Source organism: Micromonospora reichwaldensis, assembly GCF_031845925.1.
GTDB lineage: Bacteria > Actinomycetota > Actinomycetes > Mycobacteriales > Micromonosporaceae > Micromonospora > Micromonospora reichwaldensis.
The window spans coordinates 14,869-37,152 of the sequence record NZ_JAVRFL010000016.1 but is presented as its reverse complement, the minus strand read 5'-3'; the positions used below and the strand labels follow the sequence as shown (position 1 = coordinate 37,152).

General features: G+C 69.0%; 13 protein-coding genes. 3 read left to right on the top strand and 10 right to left on the bottom strand.

Features of this window, described 5'->3' with window-relative positions:
• Positions 1-672: 672 nt before the first annotated feature.
• The gene (locus RM555_RS15405; protein WP_396888782.1) at positions 673-4,650 is read right to left on the bottom strand and encodes an NACHT domain-containing protein; all 3,978 of its coding nucleotides are present in this window, start codon (positions 4,648-4,650) and stop codon (positions 673-675) included.
• A 509-nt stretch (positions 4,651-5,159) separates the two neighbouring features.
• On the opposite strand from RM555_RS15405, the gene RM555_RS15400 reads away from it, so the two are divergent.
• Positions 5,160-8,234 (top strand): DUF3427 domain-containing protein, encoded by a 3,075-nt coding sequence (locus RM555_RS15400; protein WP_311412382.1) that lies wholly within the window; start codon positions 5,160-5,162, stop codon positions 8,232-8,234.
• Between the two features lie 10 nt (positions 8,235-8,244).
• Here the strand turns inward: RM555_RS15400 and RM555_RS15395 are convergent, their stop codons facing one another.
• The 6 genes from RM555_RS15395 to RM555_RS15370 form a co-directional block, all read right to left on the bottom strand.
• Positions 8,245-9,063, bottom strand: a complete 819-nt coding sequence (locus RM555_RS15395) for a hypothetical protein (RefSeq protein ID WP_311412381.1) — start codon at positions 9,061-9,063, stop codon at positions 8,245-8,247.
• A complete protein-coding gene (locus RM555_RS15390; RefSeq protein ID WP_311412380.1) occupies positions 9,060-10,070 on the bottom strand; it encodes a helix-turn-helix domain-containing protein in 1,011 nt (336 codons plus the stop codon). The genes RM555_RS15395 and RM555_RS15390 overlap by 4 nt, the downstream gene beginning before the upstream one ends.
• Positions 10,071-10,131: 61 nt before the next feature.
• The gene (locus RM555_RS15385; protein WP_311412379.1) at positions 10,132-10,437 is read right to left on the bottom strand and encodes a helix-turn-helix domain-containing protein; all 306 of its coding nucleotides are present in this window, start codon (positions 10,435-10,437) and stop codon (positions 10,132-10,134) included.
• 47 nt (positions 10,438-10,484) lie between these two features.
• Positions 10,485-16,097: an AAA domain-containing protein gene (locus tag RM555_RS15380; protein ID WP_311412378.1), complete on the bottom strand. Its 5,613-nt coding sequence runs from the start codon at positions 16,095-16,097 to the stop codon at positions 10,485-10,487.
• A gap of 415 nt (positions 16,098-16,512) precedes the next feature.
• The gene (locus tag RM555_RS15375) at positions 16,513-17,718 is read right to left on the bottom strand and encodes an aminoglycoside phosphotransferase family protein (protein WP_311412377.1); all 1,206 of its coding nucleotides are present in this window, start codon (positions 17,716-17,718) and stop codon (positions 16,513-16,515) included.
• Between the two features lie 40 nt (positions 17,719-17,758).
• The gene (locus RM555_RS15370; RefSeq protein WP_311412376.1) at positions 17,759-18,988 is read right to left on the bottom strand and encodes a multidrug effflux MFS transporter; all 1,230 of its coding nucleotides are present in this window, start codon (positions 18,986-18,988) and stop codon (positions 17,759-17,761) included.
• A 133-nt stretch (positions 18,989-19,121) separates the two neighbouring features.
• Between RM555_RS15370 and RM555_RS15365 the strand changes: the two genes are divergently transcribed.
• Together RM555_RS15365 and RM555_RS15360 are read left to right on the top strand one after the other, a co-directional pair.
• Positions 19,122-19,511, top strand: coding sequence for a MarR family winged helix-turn-helix transcriptional regulator (locus tag RM555_RS15365; protein WP_311412476.1), 390 nt, complete (start codon positions 19,122-19,124; stop codon positions 19,509-19,511).
• Positions 19,512-19,555: 44 nt separating this feature from the next.
• The gene (locus RM555_RS15360) at positions 19,556-20,032 is read left to right on the top strand and encodes a VOC family protein (RefSeq protein ID WP_311412375.1); all 477 of its coding nucleotides are present in this window, start codon (positions 19,556-19,558) and stop codon (positions 20,030-20,032) included.
• A 4-nt stretch (positions 20,033-20,036) separates the two neighbouring features.
• Here RM555_RS15360 and RM555_RS15355 read toward each other — a convergent pair whose 3' ends face one another.
• From RM555_RS15355 to RM555_RS15345, 3 genes are all read right to left on the bottom strand, one after another.
• On the bottom strand, positions 20,037-20,525 hold the full coding sequence (locus RM555_RS15355; RefSeq protein WP_311412374.1) for a WapI family immunity protein: 489 nt from the start codon (positions 20,523-20,525) through the stop codon (positions 20,037-20,039).
• Positions 20,526-20,620: 95 nt separating this feature from the next.
• Positions 20,621-21,040, bottom strand: coding sequence for a membrane protein insertion efficiency factor YidD (gene yidD, locus RM555_RS15350; protein ID WP_311412475.1), 420 nt, complete (start codon positions 21,038-21,040; stop codon positions 20,621-20,623).
• Between the two features lie 71 nt (positions 21,041-21,111).
• Positions 21,112-22,257 carry a hypothetical protein gene (locus RM555_RS15345; RefSeq protein WP_311412373.1) on the bottom strand — a complete coding sequence of 382 codons (1,146 nt, stop codon included), beginning with the start codon at positions 22,255-22,257 and terminating at the stop codon, positions 21,112-21,114.
• Between the last annotated feature and the right edge of the window lie 27 nt (positions 22,258-22,284).

Here is a 22,284-nt window from a genome sequence, read left to right as displayed (position 1 = left end):
CTCCTGGCGCCGATAGCTTCACCGGCATATCGAGGTGCCCGTCACCGTCGAGAACGGGGGCATCCAGCAATCCGCCGATGCCCGCTCGCGCCATCACCAGGCAGCGCCGGTGCCGGGACGTCAGACGCAGGACTGTCCGGATTGAAGGTGGAAGGTCGCACACCCGGCCGTTCCGATAGCGGCAGTTTCACCGTCACGTCACACTCCCGGCCACGGAGACCGTTTGCGCTGTCCAACGTGATACTCGCTGAGGTGCGCGTAGATCGCCACGGCCTTATCACCGTGCGCGGCCCCCGGTCGATGACCGGCGCGTCCGCCAGACCGAGTGCCAGCAAACGCAGCCAGATCGCGTCGCCCGGTGGCGTTCTCGGCCAACACTTGACCAAGAACGCCACCGGGTGCATGTTGAATACTGACGCCGCCGACGTAACGCGGAGCATCATTCCCGCATATCGCTATCACCATTCGGCCGCTGGCCCCGCAGCCACCCGAGGGCCCAACCGCCAGCAGTTCGCGTATCGGCAGCCTATAATGGCGAGGCGGACTCGACTGCACAGATACCCCATCGCCCGAATAGCGCCTCCTTGAGTTTCAGCCCGGGGGTTCAAGCAAGGACCACGCATTCTATCCTCTCGCCTAGTCGCCGCGACGCCACGCTATAACCACAAACAATTAATCCTCAATAGCAGCTTCCTGGACATGGGCCCTGAGCCATGCCAAATCAGACAAAGCCTTCGCATGATCAACACCCCCGGCTCTAGCAAGTAGGTCCTTGATCGATTCGAGCATTAAGGAATGAGAAAAGTCGCGATCCCGCCCAACAGCCCAGCGGCGCTCATCGTCCAACATAAGGATGCTGCCAAGGATCAGCATCATCCCCCGCGGCTCTCTCCAACGACGCGCGGCACGAAGCAGTACCGAAACGATGCCCCCGAGTAAGTCGTTGCCGCCCCCGAATAACACTCTGTTTTCTCGCACGAATAACACTCTATTTTCTCGGATAACTCCACTGCGGTGCCATGCGGACGCATCCAAGGCGAGCGCCGTCACGGACGCCCGAGAGGATAAGCCGCGAAATCCAAGCTCTTGGCCGCTGGCTCGAACTAGCCCGGCAGCCGTTCGAGGGAGCCGAGTGCGACTGGCGCCCGCTGCCCATAGAAGGGAGACCCACGACAGAGCGGGAACATCTGCCATGTCGTCCCACGAAGAAAGCCTGGAGGATAGGACAATATCTGCCAGACCGGTCATTTTGTCATTCCCCTCCACGCATGCAAGAACAAGCTCGACCGCCGTCTCCACATCTCTCACCGACTCGAATTCGGCCTTCTCCAAGGCATCAGTTAGCCAGGAGCCACAAGCGTGATGATTGGTGCGTGCGACACGCAGTAGCGGAGCCCCAAGCGGCAGCGCCAAGAAGTCTGGAGTACTTCGCGACAGGTCCCGCAAAAGGTCGCGCAGCCACAAGGGCTCGAGCTGAGATTTAACCTCAATAACGAGAGTAGCCTCGTACCGAGAGAGAGTCCTAAGCCTGCGAGGAGCGTCTTTGCTTTTTACCGGCCTTAGGCGTTCTAGAGACTCTGGGAGTCCGCTTAGTCGTAGTGCAGCCAGAACCTCGAGCGCCGCACCAGGCATCAGCCCCTCCGGACTCCTCGCCAAGAATCCTACAACATCGCGAAGACGGTCCTCCCAGACGGCAAGTTTCTTCTCATCATAGCGGGCAATCTGAGCTAGGCTCTCGAGATCAACATTGACATCACTTTTTCCTAGATCGGCCAAAGCCCTCTCTGCCTGGCGTCGAGGTAGCCCCTGAAGCCGGGCCAAACCTAAACCACTTAGGCCTCCGGCAAGGTCTTCGGCCAACGCGGTGTTCACGTTAAAGAGCGTCTCGGCGGATGAACGGCTCGCCTGAAGCGAGAACTCCGGTCGAGCCAAGACTCGGACAAGACCCACTTTTCGCTCGGCGTAAACTATCGCTGCGATCCCGGCCATATCATTCAAATCGAACCATGACCGCCACAGGTTCACCAAACGATCCCACGACTTGCATGGGCCGCCATCATCAACACCCGACGCATCCAAAAAATCGTATCCTGGTTCATTAAGCACTGCAGCCAGTAGCACCAGGTTCACAGTGTAGGTTGATAAGTGACCTAGTAGTGGCAGCCGCTCAAATGGCGTCTTATCTTTTCCTTGCAAGAACCAGGCAGGCGGGGTGGTATTCAGGATCTCGTCCAGTTGTCGGTTTATTATAAGGCCGAGAGAGACATAGAAATCAGACGCGTCCTGTCTCAATTCAGCAAGCCGATGCGGCAGCCATTCACGAATCATATTCAGTACCACCGGGCGGCTATGCAGCACCGAGTAAGAGAGGCACGCGAACCAGTGTTTGTCGAGGAGCGTCAGTTGCTCGTGCAGCGCCGCCGCCAGACGTGGGTTGGCTCGGAGCCCGGCGATAAGGTCGGTTAGGACCAAGATTCGACGCAGGATGAAGTCTGCCGCGAGGAACTCTCCAAAGGTATTGTGCAAGAATTCGAAGGCTGCGGCCTCACCACGAGAGAAGTCGTCTGGATCGCCCGACTTGCTTCTTGACTCGTGGATAAAGAAAAAGCTTCCTAGCAGAAGGTCGGCTTGCGTGAGAGCAACGGCGCCTGCCTTGACCGGGAACGCCTGCCCCGTCTCGAAGAAAGCGATGTCCGAATCCAGGTCCTTACGACTTATGTGCAGAGACTTCCTGTTGAACATCCCGATTGCAGCCACGCCGAGCCGTTGTAGATCAACGTCTACCTGAGCCCTCCGCTCCGCTGGAGACAATGCATTGAAGTTCGAGCCATTATCGCCCTTGGCTCGTTCTCGCTCGATAAATCGCTGCAGCAGACTGTGGTATAGCAGCGTTTGATCAAGCTTGGCATCCCTGAGCTGGTTTGATTGGGAATCATACAAAGCAAGCATCAGCAGTAGAAGCGGCTGTTGCGCCAAAGCCAGCAATCTAGAGTTTTTAGGCAAACTGAAGGGCTGAATTTCAGAGGCAGCATAATAGCTATGATTTAGGTCATTCCACCGCGCGATCCATCGCTGCTGCCGACTGCTATCGAATTCATCTAGACGCATGATCGACGAGCCAATCGGTATCACCGCTTTATCGATCAGCGTGATCCGACTGGTCACCAAGACTCGCACGGGACGGCCAACTGCCGATTCCCGTCGCTGGAACTTATGAACCTGCTCTAAATAATTGCTGAATATTCGGCCATTAGCTTGAAGCAGCTCGTCGTAACCGTCAAGGATGATCACCAACGGATTGTCGGTCAAACTCTCGGCGTAGGTAGCCCAGTTGATTTCGAATCCAGAATCTTGAAGAATCTGATCCTCAATCTGACTTTGAAAGCTCGTCTCCGGGTTGATGTCTCTCAGCTCAATCCGAACGACATTGAAATTTGGCGGAGCAAGCCTCGCGGCAACCACTTCCGTTAGTAGTGACTTGCCAGAGCCAGGGTGACCGAGAACCAACAGAGGTGCTTCTGTACTATACGGCGAGCTTAGGTAGCTAACCATGAAAGCCGCCAGATCGTTCCTTTGCCTGATTGCCTCCCACAATCGCTCGTCTTCTAGGTTTACACTTCGACTCTCGTATCGCAACCTGCGATACGATTGAGGAATGAAGGCTTCAACTTTACTAGGATAACGCAGTGTTGTTTTGCCAACCTCCTCAGCGTAGTCATCCTTGATGACCAGTTCGTTAATCCGGGCCGAATAGGTTCTGGCGAGGGCCTCGGCCACCCGGTTAGCTATATTCGCCAGGTTATCAACGGTTGAGCTCGCCCTAACCGCTTCCAGCCCGGCTTCCAATCGACGCAACCCGATGTCGATTCCTTCGTTGGAAGATAACACTGCATTCAGCTGGGCATTAAGATTGATAGAATTTTCGATGACTAAGGACTGCGTTTTGGCATGCTCATACACCGCAGCCCAGGCAAAGAACTCTCGACTTTCTAACATGAGGTCGAGATACTGGGCATAGTAAAAACGCATAGCGAGGTCTGGCAAGCCACTTATTCCGCGCCTGAACGCCTCGCGCTTAGCTTTCGGTAGAACCTTCCAAGAATCAAGCTCTCCCACAATACGGGCAAGCTCTTTCGCCATCCCTAGATATAATATGCGTCGCTCGTCGTCCTCATTGGCGAAATTGGCAGCCGGGTGCGGCAAGGATACCGGCGGTAAGCCCGCATACGGGTCATGCATTGGCTGGTCCTGCAAGAACGTCGGGGTGACGGTGGCGGTACGCCTTACCACAGCCTCTCGGTCCTCACCCGAGAGCTTTAGTGACGACATAATTGGTCCGATTGAGTCGTCCAAGGCAGAAAAGAATGCTGTATAGCTAATCAGCATATGCCCTGCAGCTAGAGATCCACTTCGGTCCAGGAAACTCTCCCCCTTCCCAACGAGGGCACGTGCAGCATCTCTAACCTGGAGTATAAGCTCGCTCTTCATGTCAAATAGAGCGAGAAGAGGGACTGCGGCAGGGCCTAGCAGTACAGGAGAAATAATTAATCCCGCAGAGAAGAGTCGATCGACGAAGGTGATAGCTTTTGAGCTCGAGCTCGCTGCCGCAATAAGTCGCCTAACCTCGGCATAGGTCGGGTTCGTGGTCATTAGAATATTTTCTCCAGATTGTTTGAGCTGTCCGCGCCAATAGTCCCGCTTTACATCTCTCGAAAAGGCGCGAGGGTTTCGTCGACGGCGACTTTGGTGGCAAGTTTACGGCTTACACGTTCACAGACACGGCTACTCCAAGGCACTCCAGTTCCATTCTGAAGGAACCCGGCCCTTGATACACATCAGCCACTCTCTAGAAGGGTCTCGGGGCCTGCTAATGGAAGCCGGGGATCGGAGCGAAGTCAACCACCATCCGTCCCATCTACAGTCTTCGCTCCTTTACGGATCTCTGGAGCGGTGTTGCTTCAGCGGCAACTCGGCAAGGCTCCCGTTTCCGCACTTCAAGCAGTAGCTGCCGTAGCAACCACAGACAGTGGTTACCAGCAAAGATGCCGAGCCATGCACGTACTGGAAAGAGGTAAGGTAATCCTGTCGTTAATCCGACAGCTCAAGTCAATCTGCCTGGGGACGGCGCTACAAAGCCCACGATCAGCTACTTTGCCCGGGTGACGGATCTTGAGCAGGGCATCTACGAGCACCTCATCACCCATAACCTGGCGGACCACCTCCAGCACGTCGACCCCGCCCTCATCCAGCACCACAAGCTCGACCCCGCTGACGCCCCCGATGCCCTCGCCCGTCACATCGCCACCCTGGCCCACCGCGCCCTACAAGCCGTCTCCAACGGCGATGACAAGCTCCACCGCCAGGTCCAACTCGCCAACCGCATCGCCGACGCCATAGCCGCCGAGAGCCCGCAGGCGTCGACACCACAGGACCAGGTGACCGACGCCAGGCACCTCCTGCACGCCATCGCCGCCCCACCTACCCCACCCGCGCAACCAGCCTTCCCCCAACGCCCCACCACCCCGCTCTCCACCGGCGCCCTGCTGGTCAACGGTCGCCACCAGCCCCGCATCGGCCACGAGGTCACCCACGAGATGGCGTCGGCAGAACAGGTCGACCTGCTCTGCGCGTTCATCAAGTGGTACGGCCTGCGCATCGTCGAGCCCGCCATCCGCGAGCTGATCGCCCGGGGCGGCAAGCTGCGCGTCATCACCACGACCTACCTCGGCGCGACCGATCAGCGGGCCCTCGATCGGCTCGCCGAGTTGGGCGCCGAGATCAAGGTGTCCTACGAGACCAGGACCACCCGCCTGCACGCCAAGGCGTGGCTGTTCCGCCGGCGCAACGGCATGACTACCGCGTACGTCGGATCGTCCAACCTGTCGAAGACCGCTCTGATCGACGGCGTGGAGTGGAACGTGCGCGTCTCCAACGTCGAGCAGCCGCACGTCATCGACACGTTCACCGCGACCTTCGAGGACTACTGGAACGACCCGGCGTTCGAGGGCTACGACGCCAGCAGGGACGCCGAGCGGCTGCGCAACGCCCTCAGCGGGGAGCGGCGCGAGGACTCGCCCACACAGATCGCCAACCTGGACGTGCGGCCGTACCCGTACCAGGCCGAGATCCTCGCCGACCTGGACGCGGAGCGGCAGGTGCACGGCCGGCACCGGAACCTGGTGGTGATGGCGACCGGCACCGGCAAGACGGTCGTCGCGGCGCTGGACTTCCGGCGCCTGCACCGCAAGGGCCATGTCGACTCGCTGCTCTTCGTCGCCCACCAGGAGCAGATCCTCACCCAGAGCCTGGCGACGTTCCGGCAGGTGATGCTCGACGGCAGCTTCGGCGAGACGCTGGTCGGGGGCAAAACCCCGACCAGGTGGCGGCACGTCTTTGCCTCCATCCAGTCGCTGCACCGGCGGGAGATCGACCCCGAGGCGTACGACATGGTGATCGTCGACGAGTTCCACCACGCGGAGGCACCGACGTACGCCCACCTGTTGGAGCGGCTTCGGCCGCGCGTACTGCTGGGGCTGACGGCGACCCCCGACCGGGCCGACGGTCGGGATGTGCGGCGGTGGTTCGACGGCCGCGTGGCGGTGGAGCTGCACCTGTGGGAGGCATTGGAGCGGCAGTTACTCGCGCCGTTCCAGTATTTCGGGCTGCACGACGACGTGGACCTGTCGCGCCTGCGCTGGAAGCGCGGCCAGGGGTACGACCTCGGCGAGCTCGACGGCCTCTACACCGGCAACGACGCGCGGGCGCGGCTGGTGTTGAAGGCGGTACGCGACACGGTCGACGTGGACCGGATGCGGGCGCTCGGGTTCTGCGTGAGCATCGCCCACGCCCGGTTCATGGCGGAGTGGTTCACGCGGCACGGCGTGCCGTCTGCGGCGGTGACCTCTCAGGTGGACCGGCCCGTACAGCAGGATCTGCTGCGGGAGTTCAAGGCCGGCAAGCTGCGGGTGCTCTTCACCGTGGACCTGTTCAACGAGGGCGTCGACCTGCCGATGGTCGACACGATCCTGATGCTGCGGCCCACCGAGAGCGCCACGATCTTCCTTCAGCAGCTCGGCCGGGGGCTGCGCCTGGACGACGACAAGCCCTGCCTGACGGTGCTCGACTTCATCGGCGGGCAGCACGCCAACTTCCGCTTCGACCTGCGCTGGCGCGCCCTGACCGGGGTCAGCCGCAGGGAGATCAGGGACGCCGTCGAGCAGGACTTCCCGTCGCTGCCCAGCGGCTGCCACATCCAGCTCGACCCGGTCGCCCGCAAAGTCGTGCTCGACAACCTGCGTACCGTCATGCCGACGTCGAAGAACGGCCTGCTGGCGGAGCTGCGGCACCTCGGGGACGTCAGCCTCGCCGAGTTCCTGCGGGAGACCGGCGTGGAAATCGAGGACGTGTACCGGTCGGCGACCATCGGCGGATGGACCGGGCTGCGCCGGCTCGCCGGGCTGGAGTCATCGACGCCGGGGCCGGACGACCGGGAGTTGGGCCGGGCCATCGGGCGGATGCTGCACCTCGACGACCCGGACCGCCTGGACCTGCTGACCCGGGTGGCGACGGGCCAGCGGCCGGACGCCGGGCGGCTGTGGGACATGCTGCACTTCGACCTGTGGGGGCCGAACGCGCCGCTGGCCTCGCGAAACGAGCGGCTGGCGCGACTCTGGGCGGAACCGGCCCGTTGCACCGAGCTGCGGCAGGTGGCCGAGGTGCTGCGCGACCGGATCCACCGGGTCACCCCGCAGCCGCTGTCGGCTGAGGTGCCGCTGCGGGTGCACGCCCGCTACAGCCGCAACGAGGCGTGCGCCGCCTTCGGCATGCCGAACCCGGGCTCGCTGCGCGAGGGCGTGAAGTGGCTGCCCGACGCCCAGGCCGACCTCTTCTTCGTCACCCTGGTCAAGTCGGAGGCGCACTACTCCCCCACCACCATGTACGCCGACCGGGCCATCACCGACAGCCTGTTCCAGTGGGAGTCGCAGAGCACCACGTCGTCGGCCTCGGCGACCGGCCAGCGCTACATCCATCACGCCTCGCGCGGCTCGACGGTGCACCTCTTCGTGCGGGAGACCCGGGTCGCCGACCGGGACCTGGGCGCGCCCGCCTATCTCTACGCCGGCCCGATGACCTACCGCGAGCACACCGGCGACCGACCCATGCGCATCATCTGGCGACTGGCACACGCCCTTCCCGCCGACGTGTACGCCACCGCCCGCACCATCGCCGCCTGAGCCTGTGAAGCTATCCGGCTGGCACTATCTCTCGGACCAACGCCCGCATCCGGGTGCGGTCGGCGATGCTCGACGACATCTGTTTGAGGCCTGCCGCGTCGGGCGTGCCGAAGAAGCGGTGCAGTACATCTGCGGCCTGACGCCCCGTGATGCTCACCGGCCAATCAGCGGTACGTAACCCGGCCGCATGTGCCGCATGGATCAGGCGCCAGAGATCGACTGCATCTTTCGGGGCGAAACGTCCGCGGTAAGCGAGCGCTTTCAGGCATAACGCCGACGTTACGTCCGGGAGTGCGACGCACATGCTCAGATGGCCTTTGTTGGTGAGTTGAACGTCGACATCCAGCAACTCAGCGGGCCGGTGCAGGGCGAGGACGAGACCAGGGACCTCGTCGACCACCAGGTCGCCGTGCCGTTGGTTGGGCACCAGCGCGCCCCGATAAGACGGCGCAAGTATGTCGATCACCAGGCTGAGCTGCCCATATTCGTCTGCGCTGTCACGGGTGAACCGGTTCGCGGCCTCCCGTGATCGGTAGCCACGCTCGAGGAGAGCGCCTGGTAGGCGAGGGTCAGCGATGACGCTCGGCAGTGCGGCGAAGTCAGCGTCAGCCGTCTCACGCAGCGGCACCTGCTCGGAAACGCCATGGAGCGCCACAAGCAGCGTGACCATGTGCCCGCCAACAATCCGGTAGTCCAGACCGAGAGCGGTAGTGATCTGCGCCAGGTCGGCAAGAGTCAGGAAACCCGTATCCGCGGCCCGGCTGGTCGAGACGACCGAAACCGGTTTCGGTGCCTTCGGGTCCGCGCTCGACGATGTCGGCCCGGTCATGCCACATCCCTTCGGTCACGATGACGACGGCGTAGAACGTCCCACACGCGATGCGCCGCTTCCTCGCTGTCGGGGCCCGGCGAACGCCGCACGTCCCACAGGATCTGCAGCGGGTCGGCCAGCGGGAGGCTGTTCGTGACTGGCGTCGCCGAGCCGGAAGGCTGCCACAGGCCCGGGTCCCTCGGGACGTTGAACTCCAGGGTTGCCTCATCGCCCCCGGCGGGGACGAGGCCGGCGTCCTCCAGATTCGCTCCGGTTCGGCCATAGAGAACCGCACGGATGGGGGCGCGCCAGGGAGCGATGACGTCTGCACCGACATCGCCGGAGACCACGACGGCAGTCGGTTCGGTTGCCCCGACCAACGCGACAACCCTCCGAGCCTGCTCAACTGCTGGCGCCATCCCGTACCACCGGGTGCTGATCCCGCCCGGCCCGGGATAGGACTCCAACCACCAACGTATTGCCTCATCGATGTCCCGCACGATCCATCCATTGGGGGTACGACGGACGAGTTCTTGGTCAGCCAGGGCGTTCAGGGCCTGCGAGACGCGCGGCTGGGAGACGCCGGCGAGGGCGGCCAGTTCCCGCTGGCTGGCGTACGGGCGCTGGATCATTCTGCGGACCAGGGTGAAGGTCCCCCACGGCACCGGACCCCGCTTAGCGGATCGCGTGGCGGCTTGCGGCGGAGGGCGCAGCACGATTTTCGCTCCGTCGATGCGTACGGTGCCGGTCACCTGCTGCCCGGTATCAACCAACCATGACCATTCGGCTTCATCGACTGCTTGCCGCACGGCCGGTGAAGCCGCCGGGACAACGATCAGACACGGTTCTGGATGACGGCTGGTCAACGACGCGATGTTGCTGGGGCTCAGTGGCGTCGGCGATGAAACGACAGTCAGTTGGGCACGGGCGCCCGCGTAGCTCAGTTCGACGCGGTCGGCACCACGAGGGACCAGCGTGACCCCAGCTTCGGTCAGGGCTTGCCACACAGATGCCGATATAAGCATTACCCACCCTCCTTGAGTAATACTTATACACCTCCTGACCTCAAGACATGGCAGGGAACACTCAAACAGCGTCGGCCTTCGGAGCGAACCTGACGTCCAGCTTCCTGTTGAGCGCCCGTGCGAGGCGCTCCAGTACCGGCAGGGTCGGCACGGTGCCGCCTGCCTCGAACCGGGCCACGGCGGACTGGGTCATGCCGGCGGACCTCGCCAACTGGCTCTGGCTCCAGCCCTTGTGTTCCCGCAGGTGCCGCACCTCCTGCCCGAGCGCGAAGGCGATGCGCGTCGCCTCGTACGCCTCGGCGGCTCCGGGCTCCGCCATCCGGCGGTCACGCAGGTCGCTCCAGTCGACGCGATCACTCATCGTCATAGCGCTGATGCTATGCCGTGGAGTCCCCGACCTGCGCGAACCTGATGTCAGGACGCGTGTGCGGAGGCGTCCACCACGCGGTTGCTGGCGATGGCCAATTCCTCGTCGGTGAACAGCGGCCGGAAGCGTGGCCGGATCACCACCGCCTCGGCGGTCAGGTCCACCCGCCCCCGCTCCCAGAGCGCCGTGAACCCGTCGGAGACCAGCGGGTGGTGCAGGAGCTGCCGGGCGGTGGCGAGGCCGCCCTTCTCCGTCACCATCCGCAGCAGCAGGCTGGCGTGGTAGTTCGCCTCGTCCCGGGCCCGCTCGTACGTACGCACCATCGCCTCGTGGAACGCCGCTTCGAGCGCCCGGCGGTCGGCCGAGGCCTCGACCGGCTCGTCCGCCGGCTCGGCCTCCTGGTCGTACGCCCGCACCATCGCCTGGTGCAGCGTCTCCTCCAGCTCCCGGCGGGCGGGCGTCCCCTGCCCGGCCGGTGCGGGCCGTGACTCGCCCGGGCCGCACGGCTCGGGCGCGGGCCGGACCGGCGGCGCGGCCGGGCGGGCGTCGCGGCTCTCGCCGCCCGACAACCGCAGGAACCGGGTGACGCTGCGGAAGCGCACGGCGGCGGGGCTGGCGGCCGGGAAGTACTGGACCAGGCCTGCGTGCCGGCCGCGACTGTCCTCCACCGGCATGTCGCGCTTCATCGACGCCGCGGCGATCACTGCCTTCGCCTCGTGCGGGCGCACCCAGCAGACCAGCCGCGCTCCGTTCGGATGTGCCCGCTCGACGCGGACGTTGGCCCGGTACTTGCGCGCCTCGGCGGAGGCACTGTCGTAGTAGCGGGCCCACCCCAGCACCTTGCCCTCGTGCCGCACCGGCACGTCGCGGCAGTGCTGGTAGCTGTCCAGGGCGGCCACCGCCTCGTACGGCCGCAGCCAGGCCACGTTCCGGTAGCCGGCGGGCACGGGCACCATGCCGTCGTCCGGCGTCCCCGCCGACTCGTCTGCCGGCGGTGCGACTGCGGTCGGCGTGGGCCTCGCCGGGGGAACTGCGGCCCCGCGCGGCTCCTTGTCGCCGCTGCCCCTCGGTTCGGCGCGGGCAGCCGGCATCGGACGGACGGGCTCGACCTCGACGGGCTCGGTCGCCACCGACGGCGGCACGGTGCTGACGGGCTCGGTCGCCGCCGACGGCGGTTCGGTGCCGACGGAACCATCGCCGCCGGTCGTCTCCGCCAGCGGCCGGACGTCATCGACCGGCTCGGCGGGCACCGGGGCGGGCGCGACGAAAGACGTCGCGCGGGTTGGTTCCGTGCTGACCGGCGCATCCTCGCCGACCTCCGCGTCGATGACCGGCGCCGCCTCGACTACCTCCGCGTCGATGACCGGCGCCGTCGTTGGGGACGCGGTCTCGATGCCCAGCTCGGCGATCCGCTCCCACAGTGGCTCCAGGGCCGCCTCCGGGTCCCGGCTGAACACGCTCCCCCGGATGCGGACGAAGACGCAGTTGCCGACCCGCTCCAGCACGGCCTGCCGGCGCATGTCGCTCTCCCACTGGTCCGGCCCGTGGTAGGCGTCGCCGTCGCACTCGATGGCGAGCCGCCGCCCGTCGGGTGCGGGGAGGACGAAGTCGATCCGGTATCCGCCGATGCGGTACTGCGGCAGCGGCCGGTATCCCCGGGTCAGGATGCGCCGCAGCACCGCGCGTTCGAAGTCGCTGTCGCAGCGCTTCTCCAGGTCGTCGTACGCCTCGTCGGCGGCGGTGACGTTCTGGCAGTAGGTGAGCAGCAGCCCCCGGGCGTCGTCCTCGCGCAGGTCGGCGGGCTGCACGGAGTGGAAGACCCAGAGCTGGTCGCGGGCGCGGGAGGCGGCGACGTTGACCCGCCGGTGGTGGTCGCGCTTGGTAAAGGCGGAGACCATGCCGTTGTGCGGGGAGACGACCGTGGAGACGAGCACGATGTCGCGTTCGTCGCCCTGGAAGGTGTACGGGTCGCCGACGCGCAGCCGGCGTCGTTCCATCTCCTCCTCGCCCACCACCTCGCGCAGGCGGGTGAGCAGGTAGATGGCCTGCCCGCTGGTGCTGAGCAGGCTGACCACCCCGATGGTGCGGCCCTCGTAGGCGGGGTCGGCGACGATCGCGGCGACCCGCTCGACGAGGGCCTCGGCCTCGGCGACGTTGACGTTGCCGTAGGTGGGCAGGTCCTGGCGGATGCCCTCGGGCACGTGCACGGCGATGACCGGGTCGCCGATGCCGGCGGGCCGGTCGGTGCGCAGGGGCTCGATCTCGCCGCCGTAGTACGTCTGGCTGGAGAAGCCGATGATCGCCGGTACGGAGCGGAAGTGCTCGGTCAGCAGGATGCGCTCCGGCGAGCGCCGTACGGCGTGGTCGTAGAGGCTGCTCTCCGGGTCGAAGTGCTCGGCGGAGGGCACGTCGACCAGGTGCGAGTTGATCAGGCCGGTGACCGTGCCGACGAACGACAGCTGCGGGCCGATCTGCTGGTCGTCGCCGACGACGACGGCCCGTTCGGCGAGGCTGAGGATCGGCAGGGAGAACATGTCCGCCTGCGACGCCTCGTCGACGATCACGACGTCGAAGTGGGCGCCGCCGGCGAACTGCTCGATGGCCCGGTCGACGGACATGACCCAGACGGGCACGGCGTCGACGGCGGAGTTCATGGCCCGCTGGGCGTGCGCCTGCCACTGGGCGGCGTTCTTGCCCGTACCCTTGCCGATCTTGCGCAGGGCGGTGGTCCAGTCGGCGAGCGCGGCCCGGCGCCGGTCGTCGAGCGCCTTGGACACCTCCAGCCAGGACGAGGCGACGACGAGTTCCTGGGTCAGCCGGCGGATCCGCTCCCGCGTCTGCTCGATCCGGCGGCCCAGCGCGACGGGGTCGACGCTGCCGACGACGGTGTCGAACCAGGTCTGCGCGCGGCGCCACTGCCAGCGGTGCGGGCAGTCGGCCCCGGTGCCGCCGATCGCGACGGCGGTGCCGTCCTCGATCTGGGCGGTCCAGCCGGGCGCGACCGGCCGCAGCCGCTCGGTGAGCTGCGCGAAGCGTTGCGCGTCGGGGCGCAGGGCGGCGAGCCGGCGTACCTCGTCGAGGATGCCGTCCCACCCTTCGAGGTCGGCGCGCTGGCGGCTCTGGTCGAGCAGCCGCCACAGCTCGCTGGCGTCCGTGCGCGACATGCCCTCCTGGAGCACCGTGCCGAGGGCCCGCTCGTCGGCGACGAGCCGGTCGTACTCGAACACGGTCGCGCACCGGGTGACCAGGTCGGCGAGGGCGGTCAGCCGGCGTACGTCGACCGCCTGCTCGGCCCGGGGGACGAGGCGGCGGACGGTGGCGTGCAGGGTGGGCCAGCGGCGGCGGTCCCAGTCGAGCGCGGTGGCGGCGTCGGTGAGCAGCCGACCCACCCACAGGTCGGGCTGGTCGCCGAGGTCGGCGGGGAGGTTGAGCAGTTGCCGCCACTCGGCCCACCGGGTGTTCAGCTCCTGCCGAAGCCGCAGCCGGGTGACGTACGCGACGACGATGTCGACGTCCTCGGTGGTGCGCAGGGGCTCGCTGTCGATGCGGCATTCGGCGGCGAGCCGGGCGAGGGTGCTCTGGAAGAGCCGGTTGACGCCCTTGCCGGTCGCGAACCGCTGCCGCAGCTCACCGAGCTGGGCCAGGAGGCGGCGGGGCTCGGCGAGCTGCGCCTCGGGCACGCTCACCTGGTGGCCGGCGAGGGTCCGGGTCGCCGCGGTCAGCTCGGTGAGCGCACGCTGGCAGGCCGCGACGTGGTCCTGCCACATGGTCTGCCAGTTCGGGTCGGCCTGGAGCAGGGTGGCCAGCCGGTCGGTCCACGCCCCCTCGCGGCCGGCGAGCAGGGTCAGCGCCTGACGCAGTTGCCCGACGAGGTCGTCGAGCGCCGGCCGGCCGAACGCGCGTACCTCCGGCAGGACGGCCCCGGCGGCGGCGAGCCGGTCGAGTTCCTCGCGGGCGGCGGCGAGTTCGCGCCGGCCGGCGAGGACGGCGGCCTCCGCGGGCAGTTCGGCGGCCGTGGGCAGGTGCCGCAGCGCCTGGGTGCGGTCCTGCCGGACGGTACGCCGGGCGATGTCGAGCAGCTCGGTGAACTCCTCCACGCCCAGCGGCGCGGCCACGTCCGGCGCCAGGGCGTCGGGGATGTCCCCGTAGCGGTCGGCCCGCTCCCGCAGCCAGTTGCCGACGTCGCTCGGCGACAGCCGGATGCCGTCGATCTCGTGGTGCGCGGACTCGTTCTCGGCCATGGTGCGCAGGCCGCCGAGGGCCTGGCCGAGGTCCCGCTCGGCCTCCTCCAGTTGCCGGCGCAGCCGGTCGACGCGCTGCTGCTCGCCCCGCTTGTCGAGGGTCGCCCCACGGTCGGAGAGTTCGCGGGCGGCCAGTTGGAGCTGCACGAGCTGGTCGGTGGAGCGGCCCAGCACCGCCAGGCACAGCGACTGGATCTCCTTCGGCAGGCCGTCGCGCAGGACCCGCAGCGGGTCCTCCTTCTGCGCCACGACGAGCACCCGCTTGCCGTGCGCCATGAGGTGGCAGATCAGGTTGCGGATGGTGTGGGTCTTGCCGGTGCCGGGCGGGCCCTGCACGGCGACGTTGCGGTGCTGCGCGAGCCGGCGCGCGATGGACTCCTGTGCCTCGTTGGTCGGCAGCGGCATGAGCAGCCGCTCCCCCAGCGGCGCCCACCGCGCCGGCTGGTCCTGCGGCATCTCCAGCCTGCTCGGCTCGTGCGCCAGGATGGCGGCCAGCGAGCCGATGCTCGCGGTGTCGCCGGCGAGCAGCCGGGCGCGCAGTTCCTCCAGGAAGCGGCGCAGCATCCGCTGCCGGGGCCGGACGAAGAGCACGCCGGTGTCGTGGACGTGCGGGCCGGCCGGGGCCGCCGCGCCGCTGTCCCGTACGACGGGGTCGTGCCCGAGCCGGCGCAGCGCCCGCTCGAAGAACTCGACGCGGTCGAGGTCGTGCCAGACGTCGAGGTCGAGCTGACCGCCGGAGCCGGCCAGCGCGAGCAGTTGACTCAGGTAGCGCTCGTCGAGGCCGGTCAGCGGGTCGGTCTGGAGCCGGGGCGCGCCCTGCGGCGCCACCGTGACCATCGACCGGTCGGCGTCGAACTCGATGGCGACCGGGGTCACCACCAGCGGGTACTGCACCCTGTGCCCGGCGACGTCGGTGCGGATGACGCCGTGGCCCCACACCAGTTCGTGGGTGGCGGCGTCCATGTCGACGCGGTGCTTCAGGTCGAACAGGCTGCGGTGCAGTTGCCGCGTCGCCTCCGTACGCCGGGTCTGGTCGGCCCAGGGGCGCCACTCCCGCTCCCGCCACTGCGCGAACCGCTCCTGGAGCCGCTCGACCGTCTCCTCGTCGCCGACGAGCCGGGGTTCCACGGCGTATGACGGCGCGCCGGTCAGGTACGGCGTGAACTCCGTGGGCGTCCTGATCGGTCTCGTGGGGGCGGGCAGGCCGACGCGCAGCCAGCTGGCGCCGTCGGTCGAGACGCCCACCTCGCAGGCGGCGTGCGCGGGGAAGTCGTGCTGCCAGAAGGCGTCGGCGGTGGGAACCGTCCGGGCCGGCTTCTCCAGCTGCGCCCGCACGGCCATCAGGTACTCGACCAGCGAGGTGGCCCGGTCCCGGATGAGTGCGGGCGATTCGGTCGAGGACGTGGAGCGGGAAAGCATGCGGCACCTTTGGTTCTGCTGGGTGGACCGGCCAGGACGGGACGGATCGACCTGTCGTCAGGAGATCGGCAGGCGGGCTCGTCGTACGAGCAGTCGGTCACCTCCGCGCTGACGCACGGCTCCCACCTCCCCACTGGCGGTCCCCGGACCCTACCCACAAGAGTCCTACCAGCGGGACCCCCCGAGGTTCCACCGATCGGCCGGCCTCGGCTCACCTGTTCCCGCCGTCAATTACCTACGGAGTCGATATTGCGCACGCGCAACTACTTGCCGGCGATCCGGCGTTTGCCCTGCTGAGCGGAAACAGCGGCTCCGGCGTCGACACCCGGCGCGGCGCCCGTCCCGAGCGGGCTGAGGCACCCGGGCGGATCGGCAGTGTCAGACACGCGACAGTCGACGCGAAGCCAGCGCGGTGCTACCTGACGGCGTAGCCGTCGCTGGGGGTCGCCGGCCCGAGTTGCGCGAGCGCCTGCGCGAAGTAGGTGTCGACGTCCGTGGCGTGGTAGACCCGCTCGCTCGCCTCGATGCCGTCGAGGAACATCGCGTACACGGCCGCCAGGCGTAGCGCCGCGACCGGCCGCAGCAACTCCACGGCCCGCTCCGGCTCGCACCCCGGCACCTCGGCCCGCCACCGCGCGCACCACTCGGCGAGCACCGGGGCGGCGACGTCGTCCGCAAGGCCCTCCACCAGCCGCAGCGCGTCGAACGCCGGGTGGCCCACGAACGCGTCGCCCCAGTCGATGACGACGTGCCGCCCATCGCAGGCGCGTACGTTGCCGGGGTGCAGGTCGCCGTGCACGAGGGTGTCCGGCAGCCCGCACCCGCGCACCTCGTCGAGCCGCGCCGCCAGCCCCGCCAGCAGGGACCGCACCGGTGAGGTGTCCCAGCCGACCAGCCGGTCGCGGATCCAGCCCGGCAGGGCGTCGGCGCGCAGGTCGGGCACGCCCGCCGCGACCAGGTCCGCCACGTCGCGGACGGAGCGCACCTGCACCGGGTGGAAGTCGGCGGCCATCGCCAGCCGCTCCTCGACGGGTGCGCCGTAGCGGTCCTCGCCGGGCACGTGCTCGATCAGCATCCGGCCGTCGCCGTCGTCGGCGAGCAGCGTCGACGTCTTCCCGGGCGCGGCCCGGCCGAGCCAGCGCAGCACGGCGGCCTCGTGCCGGAAGAACACCGGCACCTGCTTCAGCCAGGCCGTGCCGCCCGGCCCGTCGAGCCGCCAGACCGCCGACAGGTTCCAGGTGCGCTGCTGGACGACGGTCCGCGCCGGGCGGCCGAGCCGCCGCAGCTCGGCCGTCGCCCAGGCGAGGCTGCGCGCCGGTCCGCCGGGCTCGGCGTAGGGGGCGCGCAGCGGGTCCGCCGACAGGTCCACCTTCGCCAGTACGAGCGGCGTGGCCGGCGGCCCGTCGACCTGGGCGAGGTACGTGACCGTGCCGCCCATCGGCTGCGGCGCGTCGCCGGTCAGCAGGCGGAGCACGACCACCTCGACGCCGTACCGCCGGCGGGCCTCGGCCACGACGGGGCCGACCTCCTGCCACCAGGGCGACGGGACGTCGAACGGCGGCAGCGCGCCCAGCGCAGCGCCGGCGGCATCGACCAGGACGAGGGTGACGGAGCGGGACACGCCGGCACGCTACCGCCGACCGCCGGACCCGGGCGAGGGGTTAACGGCGGGTGCGGGCGAGGGTGCCGACGACGGCGAGGGAGGCGGCCGCCGCCCCGGCGAGCACCACGGCCATCGGGACGGCGCTGCCCTCGCCGCCCAGCCCGACCAGTGGCGCGGCCATCGCCCCCACCAGCGACTGGATGGTGCCGAGCAGGGCGGCGGCCGTGCCGGCGTGGGCGGGGTGCCGGTCCAGGGCGAGCGCGGTGCCGTTCGGCATCACCATGCCGAGGGATCCCATGAAGACGAAGAGCGCCACCGCCACCAGCGGCAGGCTGCCGAGCAGCGCGCCGGCGAGCAGGACGGCGGCGGCCAGCAGCCCCACGCCCAGCGGGCGCAGCAGCAGGGTGCGGGGCGCGAAGCGGTCCAGCAGGCGGGCGTTGAGCTGGCCGGCGGCGACCAGGGCGAGCGCGTTGACGCCGAAGATGAGGCTGAACGCGCCGGCCGAGACTCCGAAGACGTCCTGGAAGACGAAGGACGACCCGGAGATGTAGGCGAAGAGCGCGGCGAAGGCGAGGCCCTGCGCCAGCGCGTACCCGAGGAAGATCCGGTCGGTGAAGAGCGAGCGGCCGGCGGCGGCCGTGGCGGCGAGGCCGCCGGTGCTGCGCCGCGCGGCGGGCAGTGTCTCCGGCAGCCGCCACGCGACGGCGGCGGCGAGCAGCGCGCCGATCACGGCGAGGGCGACGAAGACGGTACGCCAGTCCCCGAAGCGCAGCACCAGGCTGCCGAAGGCGGGCGCGGCCATCGGGGCGACGCCGAAGACCAGGGTGAGCCGGGAGAAGTACTTCGCGGCCTCGCGGCCGGCGTAGAGGTCGCGCACGACGGCGCGGGCGACCACGACGCCCATGCCGCCGGCGAAGCCCTGCGCGAGCCGCGCGGCGGCCAGGGTCTCGGCCGACGGCACGGCCGCGCACACCAAGGACAGCAGGGTGTACGCGGCGACGCCCACCAGCACGGGCCGGCGCCGTCCGAAGCGGTCGCTGAGCGGGCCGGTGACGAGCTGGCCGAGGGCCATGCCGACGAGGCAGGTGGTCAGCGAGAGCTGGATCTGCGCCTGGCTGGCGGACAGGTCGCGGGTCATCTCCGGGAACGCCGGCAGGTAGGTGTCCAGGGAGAGCGGCCCGAACGCGGTGAGCGTGCCGAGCAGCACCAGCAGCACGACGGCGGCCCGCCCGGTGGGCGCGGCGACGCGCTCGTCCGGTCGGACGGGCGGCGCGGTGGCGTGCGGCATGGCGGTCCCCTCACTGACGGCTCGGCCCGGCTACGATAGCTCTGACTACAGAGCTATTTCGGCGTCGGAGGGCCTGACTGTGACGGACGAGACGGTCGACCAGCTCGGCGGAGCGCTCGGTGACCTGCACCGGATGCTGCGCCGGACGGCCATCCAGCGGGTCGGCCGCACCGCCCTGCCGGACGCCCAGGTGGAGGTGCTGCGGCTGGTGCAGCGGCACCCGGGAATCGGCGTCCGCGAGGCCGCCGGGCGGCTGGGCACCGCGCCGAACACGGTCAGCACCCTCGTCGGCGAGCTGACCGCCGCCGGGCTGCTGCACCGGGAGCGGGACCCGGCCGACCGGCGCACCGCCCGGCTGGAGCTGACCGACGCGGCGCGGGAACGGATGGCCGCGTACGGGCGGCACCGGCGCGACCTGCTCGGCGCCGCGCTGGCCGAGCTGGACGCCCCGGACCGCGAGACGCTGCTCGCCGCCGCCCCGGCGCTGCGCCGCCTCGCCGACCGGATGACGGGACGGGGCTGAGCCACCGGAGCCGGAACGGCCGGCGGTTCGACGCTACGGTGGCGGTGGACGGTGCCGGGTCGTACGTGGAGGGTCGTCGGGTGATGGAACAGCGGATCAGCCTCGTGACGCTCGGCGTCGCCGACGTGGCCCGGGCACGCGCCTTCTACGAGCGGCTCGGCTGGCGCGGCCAGGAGGTCGAGGAGACCGTCTTCTTCCAGGCGGGCAACCTGGCCCTGGTGTTGTGGAGCCGGGAGAAGCTGGCCGCCGACGCGGGCGTGCCCGACCGGGGCGCGGGCGGGTTCGGCGGGACGACGCTGGCGCAGAACGTCCGCTCCCGGGGCGACGTCGACGAACTGCTGACGGCGGCGGCCGACGCCGGGGCGGAGGTGACCGTGCCGGCACGCGAGACCTTCTACGGCGGCTACGCCGGCTGCTTCGCCGACCCCGACGGGCACGTCTGGGAGATCGCCTGGAACCCGGGCTTCCCCCTCGGCCCGGACGGCTCACTCACCGTCCCCGACCTCACCCCACCGGACTGAGCGGTCAGGAGGCGACGCGACGGGGGTACGCGTCGGCTTCGCGCGCCCACTGCTCGGCGGCCGTGGAGAGGGCGTCGGCGGAGACGGTGAGCGTCAACAGGTAGACCGCGCCGGGCGGCTGCCGCCGCATCCACGGCGGCAGCGACTCGTACGAGAACTCGACCGTCAGCGCCAGCCGGCGCCGGCGCAGCACCCGGGTGCGGAAGGCCAGGTTCGGCTCGGTGAAGCGGGCCACCGCCGAAGGTTCCGCCGGGTCACCGGTCGTCTCCGCCTGCTGCCGCAGCCAGCCCGCCAGCGCGTACGCCTCGGCCACCGTCAGGCAGGGTTCGAGGTGCGACCAGGCCTGCCCGTCGGCGGTGCGGGCGTCGGTCTCGACGAGCAGCCAGTCGTTCCAGTCCGCCGCCTCGTCCGGGTCGTCCGGCGGCTCGACCCCGGGCTGGTAGCCCACCGGCCGGATCCTCACCCGGGCACCGTCGTCGGAGCGGATCTCCATCCTGCCATCATGACCGATCCCGAGGCACGTGATGGGGGCATCCCCGCAGCTCAGGGCGCCCCGGCAAACAGCGGTCCGGGGCGCCGGCGCTCCGGTCAGCGCACCGGGTCGGGGGTGCCGTGCGGCACGTCGGGCCGGCAGCGGCGCACCCGGTCGGCCGCCATCCGCCCGCCGACGGCCAGCCCGTGGCGCTCCACGGCGGCGAGCCCGTACGCGCTGCACGTCGGGGTGAAGCGGCACTGCCCGGGCCAGCGGTGCGACAGCCAGCGCCGGTAGCCGAGGATGGCGGCCCGCCCCGCCCGGTCCACCAGCGGCGCCCGCCCGGCGGCGACGGTCGGCGGTGCCGAGGCCCGGCCGGGCGACACGAGCCGGGCGCCCAGCGCGCCCAGGGTCAGCAGGGTGGAGAAGAGCCCCAGGTCGCAGCAGGGAATGTCGCAGTTGCAGGCGTCGCAGTTGTCGAAACGGCTCTTCTTCTTGCGACGCTGGTTGCTCGGGAGGTAGATCACAGGGAACATCATGCGACTTCCGCGCCACCCCGGATCCCTCGGATGGCGTTCCATCGCCCCGGTGGTGGCCGGCCCGGTGGTCAGCGCCAGACCGTGCGGCGCACTCCGTCGTGCCGGGCGCAGGCGTCGCGCCGCCCGCCGGTGAGGCTGACCGAGCCGTCGCCGCACTGCACCAGGTGGCCCCGGCCGGCCCAGAACTCGGGTACGCAGTCGAACCAGTCGCAGATTTCGACGGCCGGCCTGCGGATGCGCTCGCCGCCGCAGAAGTCGTACCCCATCGGGTTGGTCGGGGCGCCGCAGAGCCGCTCGCGGGCGGGCGTCGGCGTGGGTGCGGTGGTGCCACGTCGCGGCTTCGAGGCGGCGGGCGGCGCCTTCGCCTGCGCGGCCGGGAGGGCGACCGGCGGGGCGACGAAGGTCGGCGCGGGGGTCGCGGCGACGGCGACCTCCGAGCCGGTCGGGTCGGCGGGATCGGTGTCCAGCAGGGCGGCGGGCACCAGCAGGGCGATGCCGGCGGCGACGGCCACGGTGCGCCGGCCGCCGGGCACGAACGCGAAGGGCTGGGCCTGCGCCGGGGTCGCGATCTGCGGCCGGAACGGCTTGAGCTGCGCGTGCTCGGCGATCGCCTCGTCGAGCTGGTCGAGCACCGCGCCGCGCTGCTCGATGGCGTCGGCGAAGGCCAGGGTCAGCTTGAACCGGAAGTCGGCGGCGACGTCCGCCGGGAGCATCAGCCCGGAGGTGCGCCGCCGGTCCAGCACCTGCATGAGGGTGACGGGCGCGTGCGGGTCGTGGGCCAGGCCGGTCATCCTCCCGTACGCCCAGTCGCGCCGGCCGCGACCGCCGAGCAGCACCAGCCGGCGGTTGGTGATCACCGCCATGCCGGCGTCGGCGACCCGGACGCCGTCCGGTCTGCGGGGCCGCGGCGGCGCGGCCGCCGGGGCGACCGTCAGGTCGGGCGCGGGCAGCACGGTGGTGTGTCGCACCTCCACCAGCTGCGCGGCCGGCAGCACCCAGAACACCACCTCGTCGGGCGCGAGCTCCAGCGCCAGGCCGGCGCCCGCCGCGGCCGAGCCCTGGAACTCCTCGGCGAGGGTACGCAGGCGGCGCAGTTCGTCGTCGCGTCGTCGCCATGCCTTGTCGGCGCTGCGGAACTCCCGCCGCCGCCGTTCGTTCTGCCGGTGCACCCACCGGTACCGCCACGTGGAACCCGTCGAATCAGTCCTTGCCATGCCGACTCCTTCGCCGTGCAGGCCACC

Bases quoted from the DNA above. Each gene is read 5' to 3' on its own strand.
- RM555_RS15405 (WP_396888782.1), bottom strand. From the start codon at position 4,650: ATGACCACGAACCCGACCTATGCCGAGGTTAGGCGACTTATTGCGGCA.
- RM555_RS15395 (WP_311412381.1), bottom strand. From the start codon at position 9,063: ATGACCGGGCCGACATCGTCGAGCGCGGACCCGAAGGCACCGAAACCG.
- RM555_RS15390 (WP_311412380.1), bottom strand. From the start codon at position 10,070: ATGCTTATATCGGCATCTGTGTGGCAAGCCCTGACCGAAGCTGGGGTC.
- RM555_RS15385 (WP_311412379.1), bottom strand. From the start codon at position 10,437: ATGACGATGAGTGATCGCGTCGACTGGAGCGACCTGCGTGACCGCCGG.
- RM555_RS15380 (WP_311412378.1), bottom strand. From the start codon at position 16,097: ATGCTTTCCCGCTCCACGTCCTCGACCGAATCGCCCGCACTCATCCGG.
- RM555_RS15370 (WP_311412376.1), bottom strand. From the start codon at position 18,988: ATGCCGCACGCCACCGCGCCGCCCGTCCGACCGGACGAGCGCGTCGCC.
- RM555_RS15365 (WP_311412476.1), top strand. From the start codon at position 19,122: ATGCTGCGCCGGACGGCCATCCAGCGGGTCGGCCGCACCGCCCTGCCG.
- RM555_RS15355 (WP_311412374.1), bottom strand. From the start codon at position 20,525: ATGGAGATCCGCTCCGACGACGGTGCCCGGGTGAGGATCCGGCCGGTG.
- yidD (WP_311412475.1), bottom strand. From the start codon at position 21,040: ATGTTCCCTGTGATCTACCTCCCGAGCAACCAGCGTCGCAAGAAGAAG.
- RM555_RS15345 (WP_311412373.1), bottom strand. From the start codon at position 22,257: ATGGCAAGGACTGATTCGACGGGTTCCACGTGGCGGTACCGGTGGGTG.